At 60.6% G+C, this 19,065-nt stretch carries 16 protein-coding genes; 6 read left to right on the plus strand and 10 right to left on the minus strand.

Features of this window, described 5'->3' with window-relative positions:
- Positions 1 to 131: 131 nt before the first annotated feature.
- The 4 genes from EDF61_RS00630 to EDF61_RS00645 all read left to right on the plus strand — a co-directional run bounded on the left by EDF61_RS00630 (position 132) and on the right by EDF61_RS00645 (position 4,090).
- Positions 132 to 794 (plus strand): fasciclin domain-containing protein, encoded by a 663-nt coding sequence (locus EDF61_RS00630; protein WP_105657286.1) that lies wholly within the window; start codon positions 132 to 134, stop codon positions 792 to 794.
- 171 nt (positions 795 to 965) lie between these two features.
- Positions 966 to 1,547, plus strand: coding sequence for an ECF RNA polymerase sigma factor SigK (gene sigK, locus EDF61_RS00635; protein WP_286172043.1), 582 nt, complete (start codon positions 966 to 968; stop codon positions 1,545 to 1,547).
- Positions 1,547 to 2,407: an anti-sigma factor gene (locus EDF61_RS00640; RefSeq protein WP_133832992.1), complete on the plus strand. Its 861-nt coding sequence runs from the start codon at positions 1,547 to 1,549 to the stop codon at positions 2,405 to 2,407. The genes sigK and EDF61_RS00640 overlap by 1 nt, the downstream gene beginning before the upstream one ends.
- A 198-nt stretch (positions 2,408 to 2,605) precedes the next feature.
- Entirely contained in the window at positions 2,606 to 4,090 is a 1,485-nt protein-coding gene (locus tag EDF61_RS00645) for a molybdopterin-dependent oxidoreductase (RefSeq protein WP_105657310.1), read from the plus strand.
- An 89-nt stretch (positions 4,091 to 4,179) separates the two neighbouring features.
- Here EDF61_RS00645 and EDF61_RS00650 read toward each other — a convergent pair whose 3' ends face one another.
- The 6 genes from EDF61_RS00650 to rimP all read right to left on the minus strand — a co-directional run bounded on the left by EDF61_RS00650 (position 4,180) and on the right by rimP (position 10,517).
- On the minus strand, positions 4,180 to 4,626 hold the full coding sequence (locus EDF61_RS00650) for a YdeI/OmpD-associated family protein (RefSeq protein WP_133832993.1): 447 nt from the start codon (positions 4,624 to 4,626) through the stop codon (positions 4,180 to 4,182).
- Positions 4,627 to 4,814: 188 nt separating this feature from the next.
- Positions 4,815 to 5,249: a 30S ribosome-binding factor RbfA gene (gene rbfA / locus EDF61_RS00655; protein ID WP_105657282.1), complete on the minus strand. Its 435-nt coding sequence runs from the start codon at positions 5,247 to 5,249 to the stop codon at positions 4,815 to 4,817.
- 101 nt (positions 5,250 to 5,350) lie between these two features.
- Positions 5,351 to 8,326, minus strand: a complete 2,976-nt coding sequence (gene infB / locus EDF61_RS00660; protein ID WP_133832994.1) for a translation initiation factor IF-2 — start codon at positions 8,324 to 8,326, stop codon at positions 5,351 to 5,353.
- 176 nt (positions 8,327 to 8,502) lie between these two features.
- On the minus strand, positions 8,503 to 8,823 hold the full coding sequence (locus EDF61_RS00665; protein WP_105657280.1) for a YlxR family protein: 321 nt from the start codon (positions 8,821 to 8,823) through the stop codon (positions 8,503 to 8,505).
- Positions 8,824 to 8,964: 141 nt separating this feature from the next.
- Positions 8,965 to 9,948, minus strand: coding sequence for a transcription termination factor NusA (nusA, locus tag EDF61_RS00670; RefSeq protein WP_105661830.1), 984 nt, complete (start codon positions 9,946 to 9,948; stop codon positions 8,965 to 8,967).
- A gap of 2 nt (positions 9,949 to 9,950) precedes the next feature.
- Positions 9,951 to 10,517, minus strand: coding sequence for a ribosome maturation factor RimP (gene rimP, locus EDF61_RS00675; RefSeq protein WP_105657278.1), 567 nt, complete (start codon positions 10,515 to 10,517; stop codon positions 9,951 to 9,953).
- Between the two features lie 175 nt (positions 10,518 to 10,692).
- Between rimP and EDF61_RS00680 the strand changes: the two genes are divergently transcribed.
- Both EDF61_RS00680 and EDF61_RS00685 read left to right on the plus strand, forming a co-directional pair.
- Positions 10,693 to 11,766, plus strand: a complete 1,074-nt coding sequence (locus tag EDF61_RS00680) for a hypothetical protein (RefSeq protein WP_133832995.1) — start codon at positions 10,693 to 10,695, stop codon at positions 11,764 to 11,766.
- A 465-nt stretch (positions 11,767 to 12,231) separates the two neighbouring features.
- The gene (locus EDF61_RS00685; protein ID WP_133832996.1) at positions 12,232 to 12,663 is read left to right on the plus strand and encodes a hypothetical protein; all 432 of its coding nucleotides are present in this window, start codon (positions 12,232 to 12,234) and stop codon (positions 12,661 to 12,663) included.
- Positions 12,664 to 12,668: 5 nt separating this feature from the next.
- Here the strand turns inward: EDF61_RS00685 and EDF61_RS00690 are convergent, their stop codons facing one another.
- From EDF61_RS00690 to EDF61_RS00705, 4 genes are all read right to left on the minus strand, one after another.
- A complete protein-coding gene (locus EDF61_RS00690) occupies positions 12,669 to 13,481 on the minus strand; it encodes a TSUP family transporter (protein ID WP_181148826.1) in 813 nt (270 codons plus the stop codon).
- Positions 13,482 to 13,518: 37 nt separating this feature from the next.
- Positions 13,519 to 15,306, minus strand: a complete 1,788-nt coding sequence (locus tag EDF61_RS00695) for a proline--tRNA ligase (RefSeq protein WP_133832997.1) — start codon at positions 15,304 to 15,306, stop codon at positions 13,519 to 13,521.
- A 605-nt stretch (positions 15,307 to 15,911) separates the two neighbouring features.
- Positions 15,912 to 17,702: an NAD(P)/FAD-dependent oxidoreductase gene (locus tag EDF61_RS00700; protein WP_133832998.1), complete on the minus strand. Its 1,791-nt coding sequence runs from the start codon at positions 17,700 to 17,702 to the stop codon at positions 15,912 to 15,914.
- Between the two features lie 124 nt (positions 17,703 to 17,826).
- The gene (locus EDF61_RS00705; protein WP_286134597.1) at positions 17,827 to 19,044 is read right to left on the minus strand and encodes a helix-turn-helix domain-containing protein; all 1,218 of its coding nucleotides are present in this window, start codon (positions 19,042 to 19,044) and stop codon (positions 17,827 to 17,829) included.
- Positions 19,045 to 19,065: the final 21 nt, after the last annotated feature.

The raw sequence follows: 19,065 nt of genomic DNA on the forward strand, positions 1-19,065 counted from the left end.
AAGACGCAAAAAAAATTTCCAAGAGAATCCAATCCGTCGGGCAACCTGCCCCGAATGCTCATTGACAACCTGATCCGCACGGACAGGAAAAGGACCGACGACATCAGTCGCGGCGAAGCAAGGAGAAAATCATGAAGCGCACATACAGCAAAGTCGCTGGAGCATTCGGGCTCATCGCAGTCGCCGCCATGGGACTGAGCGCCTGCTCGACCGGTTCGGAAACCATGGAATCGCCCACGGCGTCCGCCTCGGAAAGCAGCTCGCCCATGGCCAGCGAATCGGCAATGGATCCAGCAAGCAATCTTGTGGGCAAGGGTTGCGCGGCCTACGCCGAAGCAGTCCCGACCGGTGATGGCTCGGTAGCCGGAATGGCCCAGGATCCAGTGGCCGTCGCTGCCTCGAACAACCCGCTGCTGACCACCCTGACTTCTGCAGTCTCCGGTGAGCTGAATCCTGATGTCGATCTCGTCGATACCCTCAATGGCGGCGAATTCACCGTCTTCGCACCGGTTGACGACGCCTTCGCGGCAATCCCGAAGGATGACCTGTCCGCAGTTGCCAAGGATGCCGACACCCTGACCAGCATCCTGACCTACCACGTCGTTTCCGGCCAGATTGCACCAGATGATCTTCCCGGAACCCACGCAACGGTCCAGGGCGAAGAGGTGGAAGTCACCGGTAGCGGCGACGATCTGGAAGTCAACGGGGCTTCGGTCATCTGCGGCGGCGTGCAGACCGCCAACGCAACCGTGTACCTGGTGGACACCGTCCTGATGCCACCGGCAAAGAAGTAGTATCGCCAGAATCATCAAGGCCGCTGGCATGAAGGTGGTGCATGGAATACCTTCCAGGCATCACCTTCGCCGGTGCAACGGGAACCTGGTTCCCTTGGACGGATCTTTTCGCAAAACGCCACGCCACAGCAGATAGCCGCTTAGCCACAGATGCATGAGACCCTAGGATTCATGAGTTCCAATAGACTCGATGCCATGGAAGACGATTCCGTGAAAACGCCAGACGTCCTGCTGCAACAGGTCGCGCTGGGAGATGAATCTGCCTTCGAATCGCTCTATGATGCCATGGCTTCACGGGTCTTCGGACTCGTGCTGCGGGTGCTTCGCGATAATGCACAGAGCGAAGAAGTTACCCAGGAAGTGTTTGTCGAAGCGTGGCAACAGGCAAGGCGCTTTGATCCGACGCGTGGCACGGCAGCATCATGGCTGCTGACTATTGCCCACCGCCGGGCCGTCGACCGGGTGCGAGCAAGCCAAGCGAGCCAGGACCGGGATTTGCGCGTTGGAATCAAGGAATTCCAGGACAGCTACGACGACGTGGAAGAGAATGCCATCTTGCACGACGAGACCATGCGCGTAGCCCAAGCCCTGCAGCGGCTCACCGCCCCGCAACGCGAGGCGATACACCTGGCCTACTTCGGCGGATACACCCACACGGAAGTCGCAGAGCTGCTGAAAATACCGGTGGGAACCGCGAAAACGCGAATACGCGATGGAATGGGCAAACTTCGAGAACTGATGGGAGCGGCGTAATGGACAAGCACGAGAACGAGCTGACCGACAGCTTCGCCCTGGATGCTCTGGAAGACAAGGAACGCGAAGCCCTCCAGCATGGGGGTCCCGACTCTGCCCAGGCACGCCGGGAACTGGATGCCCTGCAGGAAACTGCTGGACTGCTCGGCTTGTCAGCGCAACCGGTCAATCCTCCGGCCCGGCTGAAGAACAACATCATGGCCGCTATCCGCACTACCGAGCAATTGGCACCTGTGCAGGAGACGGCCCTCGATCACGACGGCGCCCAGGCACAGGACCCAATAGCTCCTGCTGAACCAGCTGCTCCTGCTGAACCAGCTGCTCCTGCTGAACGTGAAACCGAAACCACTGCAACGCACCAGGCCCCGCAACCTGGCGCAGAACGCGGCCCGCAGCGCTTCTTCGCCTTGGCCGCCGGCGTCCTGCTGCTCGCAGCGGTGGCTCTGGGCGGCTTGGCCATCAACCAGAATTCCCAGCAGCGCGAGCTGGAAAGCCAGATGGCCGCCATGGCCTCGCATCAAGAAGAGCTCAGCCGGATCCTGGCTGCCCCAGATGCCAAGTCGAAAACGCAGACACTGGATGACGGCGCGCGAATCACGCTGTCCTATTCTGCCGACGAAGGCCTGATGGCGGTGTCCACCTCGGGCATGCCAGCCCTGTCCAGCGACAAAGGCTACGAGCTGTGGCTGATCTCGGCAGAAGGGGCGGTTCCTGCGGGAATGCTCACCGGCGGTGATGCCAACGGCATGATCATGGTTTCGGATCCAATGAAGGGCATCACGCACTTCGGGATCACGGTCGAGCCGGCCACCGGCTCCCCTGCCCCGACAACAGACCCCATCATGGTCCAATCGCTGTGAGCGTGCGGAAGTTCTTGTAGCCTGTTCCAATCCGCAATGCTGCCCGTTCCGAAAACACTGTGAGAAGTTGTTCCCCTGCATTCTGCAGGGGAACATGGACCGCAACGCATGAGGTGAGTGGCAGTGGGCATTTGGCAGAAGCGCAGCAGCAGTAAACTCGTATTCCACGCGGTGGCTGGAATTTGCTCGGCCGCAATCATGTTTGCCGTGGCCCAATTCGCCTCGGCATTTTTCAACAATGCATCCTCGCCGTTTTTCGCGCTGGGTTCAGCCATCATCGACCTGACTCCCCCATGGCTCAAGGACTTCGCCATCGCGACCTTCGGGACCAATGACAAGTTGGCGTTATTCATTTCCATCGGTGCAGCCGCCGCAGTCCTGGCGGCGATGATCGGCCTGATCGCCAAGCGAAGTTTTGCGCTGGCCTGCACGGCCATCATCGGCTTGGCCGTACTGCTCTCCAGTGCCGTGGCCGCTCGTGCTTCCACCAGCCTGCTGGATATCATCCCGACGGTACTGGGCGCGATCGCCGGTATCGGGCTTCTGCAGTGGCTGACCCGGCTGGCTGTGGCCGCGGCCCCAAGGCAGGACGAGGGCGCCAACGCGACGGGTCCAAGCCGCAGGAAGTTCTTGATAGGCGCAGCCCTGTCCCTGGCCGCCGCGGCCGTCTCCACCGGTGTTTCCACCTCGCTGTCGGCATCGCGGAATATGGCCGCCGCCGCACGCAAGGCCTTGCGCCTGCCTGCGGCCCGGACCAAGGCGGAACCCCTGCCCGAAGGTGTGCAGGTAGAAGTAGCGGACATGCCCCGCTTCGTGACTCCCAACCAGGATTTCTACCGCATCGATACCGCGCTTTCGGTGCCGCAGATCGACCCGAACCAGTGGTCGCTGCGCGTGCACGGCATGGTGGAGAAGGAATTCACCGTGAACTTCGACGAGCTGCTGGGCGAAGAACTCGTGGAAACCTATCTGACGCTCACTTGCGTGTCGAATCCCGTCGGCGGCGATCTGGTAGGCAACGCGAAATGGCTGGGCTACCCGCTGCGTAAGCTGCTGGAGCGCGCGGTTCCGCAGGCCGGCGCGGATATGGTGCTTTCGACTTCGCACGACGGTTTCAGTGCCTCCACCCCGCTCCAAGCGCTCACCGACGACCGGATGGCTTTGCTGGCCATCGGCATGAACGGCGAGCCGCTGCCTTTCGAGCATGGTTTCCCGGTGCGCATGGTGGTTCCAGGTCTCTACGGCTACGTGTCGGCCACCAAATGGGTGGTCGATTTGGAAGTGACGCGGTTCCAGGACAAGGCGGCCTACTGGACTACTCGCGGCTGGTCCGAACGCGGTCCAATCAAGATGTCTTCCCGCATCGATACCCCTCGCCCGTTCGCCCAGGTGCCTGCCGGAGAAGTCGTCTTGGGCGGAACTGCATGGGCGCAGACCCGGGGCATTTCGCGTGTGCAGGTGCAGATCGATGACGGACCGTGGGCAGATGCCCAACTGGCGACCGAAGCCTCGTTGGATACCTGGCGGCAGTGGCGCTTCGTATGGAAGGACGCAGCACCCGGAACGCACTCGGCAACCGTCCGCGCCTATGATGCACAGGGCAAGCTGCAGACCAGCGAGAAAGCCAACCCGGTGCCCAATGGCGCCAGCGGCTGGCAGCGCCTGCAATTCACCGTGCAGTAGCTTTGGGGCACCGGTGGGTTGTTCACACGGCTGCCGACTGCGACCGGGGCTGGCTGGCCTGCTGGCTCAGCGGGCATGGCCCCGGCAGGCTAGTGGCTGCGCAGCGTCTTGATGACCTTCTCGACCCGGCGCGTCCTGGTGTCCTCGCCGCGGGCAGCCACGATGGGGTCCACGTGGCCGCGCTGCTTGCTGTAGGACAGCTTGTTCCAGGCGTCCAGCAGCTCGGGCTCGGCGGAGAGCAGCACGGCCAGCGATTCAGGGATTTCGACGGTGCGCGGCTCTTCGTCGAGTTCGAGTTTCACGCTGATTTCGTCGCCCGCACCCTTGCCCGTGGCAGCACGGGTCTCGGAGCTGAAGGAAATGAGGAACTGCCCGTGCATGGAGGAAATGCTGTTCCGGTACGTATAGTCCCCGTCAATGCACACGATGACCGGCACGCGCTTGCCGCGGCCGAATCCGAGCACGATGCCATCGGGAACCACGATGCCCACGTTGTTCCCGCCGGTTGCGCTCAATGTTGTGGTGAATTCTGGCATGTGCTGCACCTTTGGTCGGATCCGGCGGTTTCTGATCACGCTATCCCACCATCTTCCCGGCGACCAGCCTTCGGCAGGGATTCGCGCTTCGCTGTGAGGGTAATCGAGGCCAACGCACAACGCCCCGGCCAGCACGCAATACGTGCTGGCCGGGGCGTTGGTCCAGTCAGGATGAAGCCCAGAAGCCCTTAGGCTTCTTCGGCGTCCTCGTCCTTCTTGTACGGGTCCTGGTCTCCGGCGAAGTCCTTGCCTTCGCGCAGAGCTGCAACCTCGGCGTCCTTCTCGCGGGCCTTGGCCAGCAATTCCTCCAGGTGCGAGGCACCCTCGGGGATTTCGTCGGCGACGAATGCCAGCGTCGGGGTCAGGCGGATGGTCAGATTGCGGCCCAATTCCTTGCGCAGGGCACCGCCACGCTTTTCCAGCATGGTAGCGATGTCCTTCTTCATCTCGTCATCGCCAAAGACGGTGTAGTACACCGTAGCGTGCTGCAGGTCGTTGGTGACGCGAGCGTCGGTCACGGTGACGTTGTCAATGCGCTCGTCCTTGATGACGTTGCGCAGCGACTGGGCCATGAGGACCTGTACGCGCTTAGCCAGGCGTGCGGCGCGGGCTGAATCAGCCATGGTTTTCTCCTAATGGTTCAAAACTCGTGGGCGCTTGACCAAAGCTTATCGGTCAAACGCCCACGAATCAGTGAGTCACACTGCTAATTGCTTGTCGGCAATTAGTCGCGTGGCTTTTCGCGCATCTCGAAGGTCTCGATGATGTCGCCTTCCTTGATGTCGTTGAACGACCCCAGGCCGATACCGCATTCGAAGCCCTCGCGGACCTCGGTGACATCGTCCTTTTCGCGGCGCAGCGAATCGATGTTCAGGTTGTCGCCCACGACGTTGCCGTCGCGTACCAGGCGAGCCTTGGTGTTGCGCTTGATGGTGCCCGAGCGGATGATCGAACCGGCAATGTTGCCGAACTTCGAGGAGCGGAAGACCATGCGGATCTCGGCGGTGCCGAGGGCCACTTCTTCGAACTCCGGCTTGAGCATGCCCTTGAGCGCATTCTCGATGTCGTCGATAGCGGAGTAGATGACCGAGTAGAAGCGCATGTCGACGCCCTCCTTGTCGGCCAGTTCTGCCACGCGCTCGGCTGGGCGGACGTTGAAGCCAATGATGATGGCGTTGTCCACGGTTGCCAAGTTGACGTCGTTTTGGGTGATCGCACCGACACCGCGGTGGATCACGCGCAGCTGCACATCGTCGCCGACCTCGATCTTCATCAGCGAGTCTTCCAGTGCTTCAACAGCACCGGAAGCGTCACCCTTGAGGATCAGGTTCAGGGTATCGATCTTGCCATCGGCAACAGCCTTGTCGAAGTCTTCCAAGGTGATGCGCTTGCGGCGCTTGGCCAGCATTGCGTTGCGCTCTGCGGTTTCGCGCTTGTCAGCGATCTGGCGGGCGGTGCGCTCGTCTTCGGTGATCAGGAAGCCGTCGCCAGCACGCGGGACCGAGGACATGCCCAGGACCTGTACCGGACGCGATGGCAGTGCCACGTCGAGGTTTTCGCCGTTCTCGTTGAACATTGCACGCACGCGGCCGTGGGCGGTGCCCACCACCATGGTGTCGCCAACGCAGAGGGTACCGGACTGGACCAGGACGGTAACAACCGAACCGCGGCCCTTATCCAGGTTCGCTTCAATGGCCACGCCACGAGCGGACTTGTCCGGGTTGGCCTTGAGCTCAAGCACGTCCGAGGTCAGCAGGACAGCGTCCAGCAGCTCGTCGATGCCCTGCTTCTGCAGTGCCGAAACCTTCACGAACATGGTGTCGCCACCGTATTCTTCTGGAACCAAACCGTATTCGGTCAGCTGGCCCATGACCTTGTCAGGGTTGGCGCCTTCCTTATCGATCTTGTTCACAGCGACGATGATCGGCACGCCGGCAGCCTGTGCGTGGTTCAGTGCTTCCACGGTCTGCGGCATGACGCCGTCATCCGCGGCGACAACCAGCACGGCCACGTCAGTGACCTCGGCACCACGGGCACGCATGGCGGTGAACGCCTCGTGGCCCGGGGTATCGATGAAGGTCATTGCGCGATCGCGGCCCTCATGGATGTGGTTGATCTGGTACGCACCGATGTGCTGGGTGATGCCGCCATGCTCGCCCTCGATAACGTTCGACTTGCGGATAGCATCCAGCAGTCGGGTCTTACCGTGGTCGACGTGGCCCATGATGGTGATGACTGGGGCGCGCTCTTCAAGCACGTCTTCGCCTTCAGCCTCAAGTTCGGCGTCCAGGTCCAGGCCGAAGCCTTCGAGCAGTTCCTTGTCTTCGTCCTCAGGGGAGACGACAAGCACCTTGTAGCCCAGCTCTTCGCCGAGTACCTCGAAGGTTGCCTCATCCAGCGACTGGGTGGCGGTAGCCATTTCACCGAGGTGGAACAGTACGGTCACCAGTGCTGCTGGGTTCGCGCCAATCTTGTCGGCGAAGTCGGTGATCGACGCGCCGCGGCGCAGACGGATCTCGGTGTCGCCGTTGCCGCGTGGAACATTCACGCCGCCCAATGACGGAGCACTCATCTGCTCCAATTCCTGGCGCTTTGCACGCTTGGACTTGCGCTGCTTGCCGCGACCGGCGCCTCCCTTGCCGAAAGCACCGCCAACGCCACCGCGACCGCGTGGTGCACCTGGGCGGAAGCCGCCACCGGTACCGCTGCCGCCACCGCTGCCGCCACCTGGGCGACCGCGGCCGCCGGCACCTGCACCTGGACGTCCGCCGCCTGCTGGCGCTGGACGATCGGTGCGGTTAGGCATCATGCGCGGGGTTGCCGTGGTACCTGCGCCAGCACCTGGGCGTGGACCGCCGGCACCTGCTGGGCGTGGGCCACCTGCGCCGGCTGGGCGTGGAGCGCCCTGGCCTGCTGGGCGTGGACCGCCGGCACCTGCTGGACGTGGACCGCGCTGGCCGTCACGCGCCGGACGTGGACCGCCCTGGCCGTCACGAGCCGGACGTGGACCGCCGGCACCTGCTGGGCGTGGACCGCGCTGGCCGTCGCGTGGTGGGCGAGGACCGCCCTGGCCGCCTTCGCCGCGCATACCCTGCTGCGAGGAGAACGGGTTGTTGCCTGGGCGTGGACCGCCCGGACGAGGTGCGCCTGGACGTGGGGCACGACCGCCTTCGCGGTTGCCGCCACCACGGCGTTCGCCGGACTCAGCGCCGCGCATACCCTGCTGGGAAGAGAACGGGCTGTTGCCTGGGCGTGGAGCGCCTGGCTTCGGAGCTGGCTTGGCACCTGGCTTCGGTGCCGGGGCTGCACCTGGCAATGGAGCGCCAGGGGTTGCCTTCGCGACCGGAGCTGCAGGCGCCGCAGGTGCGGCTGGGGCAGCTGGGGCTGCAGGAGCCGGAGCTGCCGCAGCTGGCTTAACGCCTGGCTTCGGGGCCGAGGCACCTGGGGTAGCAGCCGGCTTGGAAGCCGACTTCGGTGCTCCAGGGGTCGCTGGCTTGGCGGCGGCTGGCTTGGCAGCAGCTGCTGGCTTAGCGGCACCGTTGGAACCTGGGAATGCGTCGCGCAGCTTGCGCGCTACTGGCGGTTCAACGGTCGAGGATGCCGAGCGAACGAATTCGCCCATGTCCTGCAACTTGGTTAGTGCTTCTTTTGAAGTGATTCCGAGCTCTTTAGCGAGCTCGTGAACGCGGGGTTTAGCCACATCTCTCCTGTGTCGATGTGATCTGCTCAAACCCCGGTATCAAAAGATAAATCTTTAGATCAGCGGTCTGGCAGATCAGCTGTGTAATTCGTGAAATTCTTCCGTCGCACGGTGGATCACGCAGAACTGATTGTTCATCGTTGTGCGCTCAGCATTGCCGACTCATCGGGTTGCCATCAGATTTCTGACCCGCTTTCATCATGTTTGCCAGATAGCTGGTTGCTTGCCAGCTGATCTTCGTATGCAGTGAATTCCTGCAGCACCTGCGAATCGTCTACCGCAGACCTGAAGGCCCGCGCGAACGCCCGGCGCTGCACCGCTTGCTGCACACACTTTTCGGTCCCGTGGGTCCAAGTGCCCCGCCCGGAAGCGGAACCCTGTTGATCCAAACTCACCGCATGCAGCGGTGTACCGTCTTTCAGGACCCAACGGAGCAGCTCATTTTTACTGGTTACGGTTCGACAGCCAATGCACGTGCGTTGCTGATGCAGCTTCATGCGAGCGCCGTCGCCACCTTCCCTAGTTATTACGAGCCATCTACTAGTCTAGCGCGTTTGGACGCCATAGCACGCATGAGTTGTGGCTCACACGCAGCTAGGCTTCCAACACGCTGAACTGGAATTATTTCCCGCAGCTGCTTAGAGCTGCGGTTCCTTGCCGCCCGAGGCAGCCAGGATGTCAATGCGCCAGCCGGTCAACTTGGCAGCAAGGCGAGCGTTCTGGCCTTCCTTGCCGATTGCCAGCGAGAGCTGGGAGTCGGGAACAACCACGCGAGCACGGCGTTCGGCTTCGTCCAGGATCTCTACCGAGACGACCTTCGATGGAGACAGGGCCGCGGCGATGAACTTCGCTGGATCCTCGTTGTAGTCAACGATGTCGATCTTCTCGTCGTTCAGTTCGTTCATCACGGCGCGCACGCGGGTTCCCATTTCACCGATGCAAGCGCCCTTGGCGTTGACACCGGCCTTGGTTGCGCGCACAGCAATCTTGGTACGGTGGCCAGCTTCACGAGCCAGTGCCTCGACCGTGACGGTGCCGTCAGCGATTTCTGGAACTTCCATTTCGAACAGCAGGCGAACCAGGTTCGGGTGGGAACGGGACAGGGTAACGGCTGGGCCCTTGTTGCCGCGCTCAGCGGAAACAACGTAGGCGCGCAGGCGGTTTCCGTGCTGGTACTTCTCGCCTGGGGACTGCTCAACTGGTGGCAGCAGCGCTTCCAGATCACCGATCTTGACCTGCACCATATGCGAGGAGTAGCCCTGCTGGATGACGCCGGAGATCAGGGTGCCAACGCGGGCTGCGAACTCGCCGACAACCTGCGCATCTTCAGCTTCACGCAGGCGCTGCATGATTACCTGGCGGGCGGTGGAGGCGGCGATGCGGCCGAAACCGTGCGGGGTGTCGTCGAATTCGCCCAGCAGCACGCCGGCGTTGTCGCGGTCCTCTACCAGGATCGCCACATGGCCGTTGCTGCGCTCAATGTGAGCGCGGGCGCCAGGCATGGCGCCTTCGGTCTTGTTGTAAGCCAGCAGCAGTGCCGACTCGATGGTCGGAATCAAAACATCCATTGGGATGTCGCGGTCTTTTTCCAGGATGCGCAGCGCATTCAGATCGATATCCACGCTTAGCCCTCCAAATCTTCAGTATCGGCAGTGTCAAATAGTGCGTCATCGAAGTTCAGCTCTGGATCGACAACAGCTTTACGGATATTTTCGAAGGCATAGGCCGCAGGATCGAGCACCTTGACCTTCATGCCCTTCTTGGCCGGCTCGCGGTGCTCAGCAATCAACACGTCGCCGTCGTTGACCTCAAGCAGGCGCCCGCGAAGCTTCGTGCCGTCGGCCAGCGAAATCTTGACCATGCGGTTGAGGGCGCGGATCCAGTGGCGCTGGGCAGTCAATGGGCGGGAGAGTCCTGGGGAACTGACTTCGAGTTCGTAAGGAGCCGACGATGCGTAGACGGCGTCCTTGTCCAGAGCGTTGGAGATGGTGGTGGTAACTTCACCAAGTTCATCGAGAGTCAGCGTTTCGTGACCGTCGGCCTTGTCGACGATGATCTGCACGATCATCTGCTTGCCGGAGGGACGCAAGGCGACTTCCTCCAGGAGAAGCCCGTGGGATTCTACTTCCTTGGAGAGCAATGCAGTCAGACGCTGCGCTTCCTGTTCGGTATCGGCCGGCATTCCGGTCATGGATATCCTCCCACGCTATTCGATGTTGTCCGTTAAGCCTATATTGCGTTCCGCTCATTGAGAACATCTAAACGGGCACAGGTGAAGGAACTCACGCCCATTTTCTATCCATCGTGGCGCTCGACACCGCTATTGCCCTCTTTACCTGCATTGATCATGGCATGATCGAAACGCTATGACTGAAAAATCGCCCCATTCCGCCCGTCGCACCGACAGGCAAGTACGCCGCGCTCCAGGCTGGATTGCTCCGGTACTGGCTGGTGCAGTTGCCGTTGCCGTGACGTGGGGCATTGGCAGCACCATCTTCCGAGGCGCCCTGGTGGAGCGGGGCCTGCCCGAACAGGTCAATGAGGCCAGCGCCGATGCCCGCATGACGTGGGAATACGGAGCAAAGCTGGCAGACCTGGCATCTCAGGCCCAAGCCTTGGCCCAGCTGGCACCCGAGGATAACGCTTCGAGGCTATCCGCATTGGCGACTTCCTTGTCGCAGGGGTCAGCGGTGCTCGGTGAATTGCGCTTCGACGACCAAGAGCCTGCGGCATTGCCGCAAACCTTCTCCCCCGACGCGCTGGTTGCGCTTGCCACGAATGTCGCCGACGCATCGTCAGCGATGCCTGCCTTTGCAGAACCGTCGCTGTCCAGGGATTCGAAGCTGGCCCAGATTGCTTTCCAGATCAATCTGGACGCCCGCAGCGCTGTTGCATCTTTGGGAGAAGAGCGTGATGTGGACTTGGCCTTGCCACTGAGTGCAGTCTCGGGTGAAGAAGAGCAGAAAGACCAGCCAGTAGCCTGCCTGCCTAATGAGGAGCTGCTGGACCCCGCGAAGGAAATCACCGAAGCGCAGAACATCGAACCAACGGCCGTCGCCCGGGCCCTGGACCGCGGCTATGCACTAGATTTCCTTCTGCAGCTCACGGCTGCACGTGGTGCCGACAGCGCCAAGGAAGCCGTCGAAGCTCGACGCAGCGAGCTGGGACGCCAGCTTCGCGGCCTGCGCGCGGCCGTTGACGAACAGTGCGCAGACCTGCGTGAACCCGCCTATGCGCTACCCGAAGGCGGCCTCGAAGACCTGGCTGCCCTATCCGCGGAAGCCGAAGGGGATTTTGCTGATGCATTGGTCGTAGCAGCGGGCGTTAGCGATGGTGCAGCCGGCGCAAAAATTTCCGCCGTCGCTTTCCAGACTCTCAATGGCCAGCAGGGATCGAATGAGGAATACCGCATCTTGGAGACTGGCGAAGTCGGCAAATAGTTTTGGATTCAGCTAGAATTTAGCCGTATTTCACGTTTCGTTGAATTATCACGAAATAATCACGACTGCTAATTGCCCTGAGTCGAAATAGAGCACGGGTTCGGGTAGAGCCAAAACAGCGCGAGGCGCACTAAAATTCACGGATGATCCGTAATTTCCATCCGCACTATAAGATATAACCCGCATATGGCATGCGGGTTTTGCGCGGTATTACTCGAAACCAATTTATCAACGACCACCATTTCCTCCGCCATGGAATGACTCCAAAGATATATGAATCTCGTTCCTATTCACTTGCTCTCGATATTCGCGCCGAAAGGGGCTATCGTGAATAACAAGTGCTTGAGATACGGAATTTGGCTCCAATAACACGGAGCGGAATTCTCCGCTTTCTTCCACTTATTGGGGAACTAACAACTTGTGGCTAGGTCGTCAATTGGAGGTTGGGTAATGTCAGGTCAATTCATGCGTTCGAAGACAGCAGAACTGGTCAGCGAAGTGATCGGCTCAAGGCAAGGTCGGGCGCAACTCAGTTCACATGGTTGGGTCCAGGGCATGCCTATTGTCATTGCGCAACCTGAGGAAACAGTCAACGACGTCATGTCGCTCGTGGCCGCGCATCAGCCACCAGCGCTGATCGCTACTCTCGATCCGGCGAACAACGATTTGTGGTTCCTGTATGTATCCATCGGTTGCACAGCGTTGCAGGTTGTAGATCCGCTGGAAAGCCACACTACGGTTTCCCAACTCTACAAAACTGCAATGGGTTCCAGCTTCTTGACTTTCAGGATCGCGCAAATGGCGACCAGTTCCATGGTCCATGCCATTGAACCCCAGCATGTCCAGCACTACGCCGGATACCCGCCAATCGACACATCAGCGGCTAGCGGCCGCTAAAGCTATCACTTGCCGGCGAGGATCAGGTCCGAGCCGAGTTTGATAATCAGTGCCGAAACGACGATCACGAAAACAATGCGAATAAAGGCGCTGCCCTTTGAGATCGCCATGCGCGCCCCGAGATAACCGCCAAGCATATTCATCACGCCCATGGCCAGGCCTAATGCGACTAGGACGTGCCCCGTGGGGATGAAGAGCAGCAGAGCACCTGCGTTGGTGCAAAGGTTAACGATCTTCGCCTTGGCGGAGGACTGCAAGAAGTTGTAGCCCAGCACTGTCACCATGGCGATGATCAAGAACGATCCAGTCCCGGGACCGATCATCCCGTCGTAGCCGCCAATCAGCAGCCCAATCAGGATGGCTCGAAGATAATGCCCATGCCCGGCGTAGCGCAGGCGCGACAGCTCCCCGGCTTTGGGCTTCAGGATCGTGAACAGCAGCACCGCAATGAGCGCTGCGATAATGATGGGCTGAATGGCTCCAGAGGGAAGAATTGTGGCCAGCGCAGCTCCGCCGAAGGCACCGAGCATGGCAGTCAATGCCATCGGAATAGCGGTCTTCAAATCCGGGCTGGTGCGCCGGTAGTACGTCACCGCGCTGGTAGCCGTTCCGAAGATTGAGCCCAGCTTATTCGTGGCCAGCGCCTGCACCGGCGTGATGCCGGGGAAAAGAAGCAGCGCGGGCAATTGAATCAGGCCGCCACCGCCAACTACCGCGTCAATCCATCCAGCGCCCAAAGCTGCAAGAAGCAGCAACACCAGGGGCCAGAAGGAGACGGGTTCACCGTTGACGGACAGCAATTCCAAGAACTCTTGCACCGCGCTACTCCCCTATTCAGTTATTGGCTACAGCCTTTTAGGCGCTCAGCTCAGCGACAACGTCCTCGACCTTGACATCGCGGCGTTCGCCGGTGGCACGATCCTTGACCTCAACTACGCCCTCAGCAAGTCCACGGCCCACAACAACGATGGTTGGAATGCCGATCAGTTCTGCATCCGAGAACTTCACGCCCGCGGACACCTTTGGACGGTCATCCAAGATAACTTCCAAACCGGCCGATTCAAGTTCTGAGGCCAACTTCTCAGCAGCCTCAAGCAGTTCTGGGCCCTTGCCGGTAACGACCATGTGGACGTCGGCTGGAGCAACCTGCTTTGGCCATGCCAGACCGTTTTCGTCATGGTAAGCCTCGGCCAGTGCTGCTACCGCACGGGTGACGCCAATGCCGTAGGAGCCCATGGTGACAACCTTCAGCTTGCCGTTCTGGTCCAGGACCCGCAGATCCAGAGCCTCAGCGTACTTGCGGCCAAGCTGGAAGATATGACCCATTTCGATACCGCGTTCGGTGCGCAATGGGCCCGAGCCGTCCGGTGCCGGGTCGCCCTCTAGCACGTTGACCGACTCGATGGTGCCGTCAAAGCCGAAGTCGCGCTCGGCCACCAAGCCGAAAACGTGCTTGCCCTTTTCGTTGGCGCCGGTGATCCACGAGGTACCGGATACTACGCGAGGATCAACCAGGTAGGTGATGCCGCTGGTGCCTTCGGTACCCAGAACGGCCTGATCCAGGCCGTTGCCTGGGCCGATGTAGCCGGCAATCAATTCCGGGTGCTTGGCCAAGTCTTCACCGCTAGCGGCTTCAACCTGGACCTCGCCGATGATGCCCAGCGGGGCACCTACGGTAGCTTCGACACGCTTCAGGTCCACCTGGCGGTCGCCTGGAACACCGATGACTACCAACTGGCGGTTGCCTTCTGGATCGGTCAACGCCAGGACAACGTTTTTCAGGGTGTCCTTGGCTTCCCAAGCACCGGACTCGCGTGGGCGCAGCTCGTTGGCCGCGGCAACCAGCGTCTCGATGGTCGGGGTATCCGGGGTATCGACAACTTCGAACGCAGGTGCGTTGGCGTAATCGATGGACGCTGGCACTACGGTGGTGACAGCTTCCACGTTGGCTGCGTAACCGCCGGCCGAACGGACGAAGGTATCCTCGCCAATAGCTGTTGGATGCAGGAATTCCTCGGACTTGGAGCCGCCCATGGCACCAGCCTGCGCGAAGACCGGAATAACTTCCAGACCCAGGCGCTCGAAGATCTTCAGGTAGGCGCCGCGGTGAGCCATGTAGGCTTCGTCCAGGCCTTCATCATCGATGTTGAAGGAGTACGAATCCTTCATGATGAATTCGCGGCCACGCAGCAGGCCCGCGCGTGGACGTGCTTCGTCGCGGTACTTGTTCTGGATCTGGTACAGGTAGACCGGAAGATCCTTGTACGAGTTGTACAGATCCTTCACCAGCAGCGTGAACATTTCCTCATGGGTCGGTGCCAAGAGGTAGTCTGCATCTTTGCGGTCCTTGAGACGGAACAGGCCTTCGCCGTATTCGGTCCAACGGCCGGTCTGTTCGTAAGGGTCACGTGGCAGCAGCGCTGGGAAGTGGACTTCCTGGCCGCCGATAGCGTTCATTTCCTCGCGAACAATAGCTTCAACGCGCGCAAGGACCTTCAAACCCAACGGCAACCAGGTGTAGATGCCCGGGGCCGCACGACGGATGTAACCGGCGCGTACCAACAACTTGTGGCTGGCGACTTCGGCGTCAACCGGATCTTCACGCAAGGTGCGCAAGAAGGTAGTGGAAAGCTTCAAAACCACTCGGGGTGTCCTTTTCCGTCCGTCGACTTCAGAAATATTTTCGGATGCCGACTAGCTATGCAAAATCAAATGGGTTTTGGCCGCAAAATTGGCCTTAATCAATGCTACAGCTTTCGGCCACTTCCCAATAAATTCAAGGGCTTGCGCGGAATCGTGTTGCGTGCCCGGGGCCGGATGCGGGCCTCTGGATAGATGGTGGGCGCTGCAGGGTTCTGTTTCGTTGAGTCGCTGCCAGCAAAGGACATCCCAGTCGGGTGCCAGTTCCCCGCCGATTTGTACTTGCCAGCACCCATGGCGAGGCTTACGCGGAAGCATGGTGCAGCTGGGTCGGCTGCGGCGCGCAGGCCGGTGCACCGGCGTTGTTGCGGCATCCGCGGTCTGCGCCGATTCATAAACTGCGCAGGTGCCAGGAGCGTGGGAGTCATGGTTCATCCGGCTTTCCGTTCAATTCGTTGTGCGATTTCCAGGCCGTTGCAGTTCAACGAAACGTCCGGATAAGGCCCGAAAACCGCCACGTGGCAGACGCGCGGGTGACCCGGAGGAAGCGCCATACAGCGCTTGCTCCGGGTCCGGGAAACCGATTCACGGGCAGGGAAACGGTGTTATCAGGATTGATGATAGGTTTCGGCGAGCGCATACACCGGAGTTCCGATGCCCTCGTACCGTGCCTTGAGCTGCAAGCCCAGATACTTCGAATAATGCCTGGACTGGTGCAGGTTGCCTCCGTGGAACCAGAGGTTCTTGACCTTGGTGGGCTTCCACATATTGCGCAGTTCCCCCTGCCATGGACCCGGATCCTTAGCGGTCCCCGACCCCAGGCCCCAGCATTTACCGACTTCATCCGCGACTTCCTGGGAGATGAGCTTCGCCGCCCATCCGTTCATCGAGCCGTAACCGGTGGCGTAGACCACCGCGTCCGCCGGCAGCCGAGTGCCATCGGCCAGCACCACCGATTCTTCGGTCAAGTGCGATACCTCGCCATGGGCCAAAGCAATCGATCCGTCGGCCACCAGCTCGCTGGCACCGATGTTGATGTAGTACCCCGAGCCGCGGCGCAGGTACTTGAGGAACAGCCCTGAACCGTCGTCGCCGAAGTCCAGCTCGAATCCCGCATCCGCCAGCGACTTGTAGAAGTGCGCGTCTTCCTGCTGGATTTTCTCGAAGACCGGCTTATGGAATTCCGGGAGGACTTTGTACGGGATGGAGGCGAAGATCAGGTCTGCCTTGTTGTGGTCTATGCCGGCAGCGAGGGCTTCTTCCGAGTACAGTCCGCCCAGCACATGCTTCATCAGCGATTCGGAGCGCACGATATGCGTGCTGGAACGTTGGACCATAGTCGGCTTGGCCCCGTTTTGCACCAGATCCGCGCAGATATCGTGTGCGGAGTTGTTGGCGCCGATAACCACGACGTTCTTGCCCGCGTACCGTTCGCCGCCTGGATGCTTGGAGGAATGGTTCTGCTCGCCTTTGAAGATCTCGGCTCCCGGGTACTGGGGAATGTTCGGAATACCGGACATGCCGGTGGCCAGCACCAGCTGGATGGGACGCAGGGTCAACGGTACTCCGTCGCGTTCTACCTCGACGATCCACCCCTCTCCTTCCGGATCCTGCCGGGCGCTGGTCGCTTCAGTCAGTGACCAATAGTCCAGCTCCATGAGCTTGGTGTAGCTTTCCAGCCAATCCCCCATCTTGTCCTTGGGCGTGAACACCGGCCAGTGGTCGGGGAAATCAATGTAGGGCATATGGTCATACCAGACCGGATCGTGCAGCGCCAAGGAATGGTAGCGCGAACGCCATTGGTCACCGGGACGCGGATGCCTATCGATGACCAGGGCAGGAACACCCATGCGCTTGAGCCGAGCGGCCAAGCCTATGCCGCCTTGGCCGCCGCCGACAATCAGCGTGTAGGGCTGGTCGGTGATCCCCAGGGACTGCTGCTGCGCGGTACGTCGATCAAGCCAGTTTTCCTTGCTCATCGCTACGCCGTGCTCGGCGCCCAGTTCGCGGCGCGGACCAGCAGGTTCGGGGAATTTGCGCAGGCCCTGCGCGGTGCTCAGCAGGGTCCAGGCCTTCCCATCGCGCAAGCGGAGTAATCCAAGCCCGTTGAATGCGTCGTTCTCGAACGTGTACCAGGCTTCAATGACGCCGTCAGCCTCTTGTGCGCTGGTGACTTCGATGTTCCGCGGCCACGCGCCTCGTTCAACGCCAAGCAGCATCTTCTCGATCCCGTCACGGCCCTCGCTGGTGTGAAGGTTCCATGTCATCGAGGCCAGATCCCGCCAGTAGCACTCCTCCGAAAATAGCTGCACAGCTGCTGGCGCGTCACCCGCTTCCAACGCTATCTGCAAGGAATGGAACCAGCTCCGGGCTTGCAACAAGCAATCATTGTCAGTCATTTGCGTCTCATCTCTTCATCGGGATTCAATGGATGGCCATTCGGGCCCTCCGCGACTAATGAAAGAATATGATCTGCGTCACAAAAGAAAAGCGTTGCAATAGGTTGCAGCTGCTCCGGGATTGCTAGTGGCTGCTCACCGGGACCACGATCCGGTAGGGACGTGAGGCGATCAGGCCACGCAGCTTGGAACGCAAGCGGGATATTTCGGCGCGGATGGTGACGTTCGGCGTATCCGCAGGCCACAGGCTCGCCAACTGCCCTGAGCTCACTCCGTGAGGGTTCGCAGCCAGCAGCTCAAGGATCTGCCAATGCTTCGCGCTCAAGTTGATGCGCGTCGCCCCACCGGGCGAATGGACAATAGCCTGCAGTGAAGCTCCTGCGTACAGCTGGAGGCTCACCTGGCCTTCTGCCCTTTGCAGCAGCCAGCCTCCCGGTGTCCGCCGCGCATCAATTGATCCCAGCCCGGAAATCCAGTTCCGCCCTTCTTCCATGGACATCGGCAAATTGAGCTTGGATCCAACACTGTAGCCTTGGGCGGCGGCTATGGAGCCTTGCACGTCAACTAGGACGTACTCGCCTTCGGGCAGTTGGGTGGAAAGCTGGAGCGTCTGCATTTTCAAGGCATGCTCGGTTTGCAGGAATAATTCTGCTTCTCGGGCCACGGATGAGACCAGAGCCAAGGAGTGCGGATGCGCCGTGCGGAACGAGCCTGCCAGCGTGATCGTGCCAATCAGCGCCGAGGCGGCAGGATTCATGACCGGCGCCGATGTGCAGACCCAGTTGTGCTGTTCTTCCCGGGCATGCTCCGGGCCGAAAATCTGCACCGGGGTACGCTCGGCCATTGCCGCGCCGATCCCATTAGTGCCCACGTCGCTTTCGCGCCAGCGTGCACCGGCGACAAATCCGATGCCGTCACTTCGGCGGCGTACTGCAGAGGGCCCGAGCACCCAGAGCACGAATCCTTGCTCGTCGGAGATGACCAGCTGGTTTCCCGCCTGGGTGGCCAAGGAGAGCAAACGCTCCTTGAAGAGCTCGACCAGTCCGTTGAGTTCTTCGTTAGCCTGCCTGCGCTCGCGTATTTCAGACGTATCCAAAGGAACAATATCTGTTTCAAGCTTGCCGGCCCTGGACCATGAACGCGCCACCACTGGCCGAACCACTTCAGGGATGCACGCACCTTCGGCCCAGAGCTGATGCAGGGACTTCAAGCTTCGGGCTTTGCGCGTCGGATCCTCGCCCGCAGTCAAGGCAGCCTCGATGGATTTGCGTGGCGCACCGTGTTCCAGGGTCATCCATTGAGAATGCCATGTCGACGAGGCGATGAAAAGGAATTCAGCCACTTCTCTTTCAAATCACGACAT

Origin of the sequence: Arthrobacter sp. JUb115 (genome assembly GCF_004365035.1) — a bacterium.
GTDB lineage: Bacteria > Actinomycetota > Actinomycetes > Actinomycetales > Micrococcaceae > Glutamicibacter.

Bases quoted from the DNA above. Each gene is read 5' to 3' on its own strand.
- EDF61_RS00650 (WP_133832993.1), bottom strand. From the start codon at position 4,626: ATGCCAGAATTCACCACAACATTGAGCGCAACCGGCGGGAACAACGTG.
- EDF61_RS00665 (WP_105657280.1), bottom strand. From the start codon at position 8,823: ATGAAGCTGCATCAGCAACGCACGTGCATTGGCTGTCGAACCGTAACC.
- EDF61_RS00685 (WP_133832996.1), top strand. From the start codon at position 12,232: ATGCGTTCGAAGACAGCAGAACTGGTCAGCGAAGTGATCGGCTCAAGG.
- EDF61_RS00680 (WP_133832995.1), top strand. From the start codon at position 10,693: ATGACTGAAAAATCGCCCCATTCCGCCCGTCGCACCGACAGGCAAGTA.
- EDF61_RS00640 (WP_133832992.1), top strand. From the start codon at position 1,547: ATGGACAAGCACGAGAACGAGCTGACCGACAGCTTCGCCCTGGATGCT.
- EDF61_RS00630 (WP_105657286.1), top strand. From the start codon at position 132: ATGAAGCGCACATACAGCAAAGTCGCTGGAGCATTCGGGCTCATCGCA.
- rimP (WP_105657278.1), bottom strand. From the start codon at position 10,517: ATGACCGGAATGCCGGCCGATACCGAACAGGAAGCGCAGCGTCTGACT.
- EDF61_RS00700 (WP_133832998.1), bottom strand. From the start codon at position 17,702: ATGACTGACAATGATTGCTTGTTGCAAGCCCGGAGCTGGTTCCATTCC.
- rbfA (WP_105657282.1), bottom strand. From the start codon at position 5,249: ATGGCTGATTCAGCCCGCGCCGCACGCCTGGCTAAGCGCGTACAGGTC.
- sigK (WP_286172043.1), top strand. From the start codon at position 966: ATGAGTTCCAATAGACTCGATGCCATGGAAGACGATTCCGTGAAAACG.
- EDF61_RS00645 (WP_105657310.1), top strand. From the start codon at position 2,606: ATGTTTGCCGTGGCCCAATTCGCCTCGGCATTTTTCAACAATGCATCC.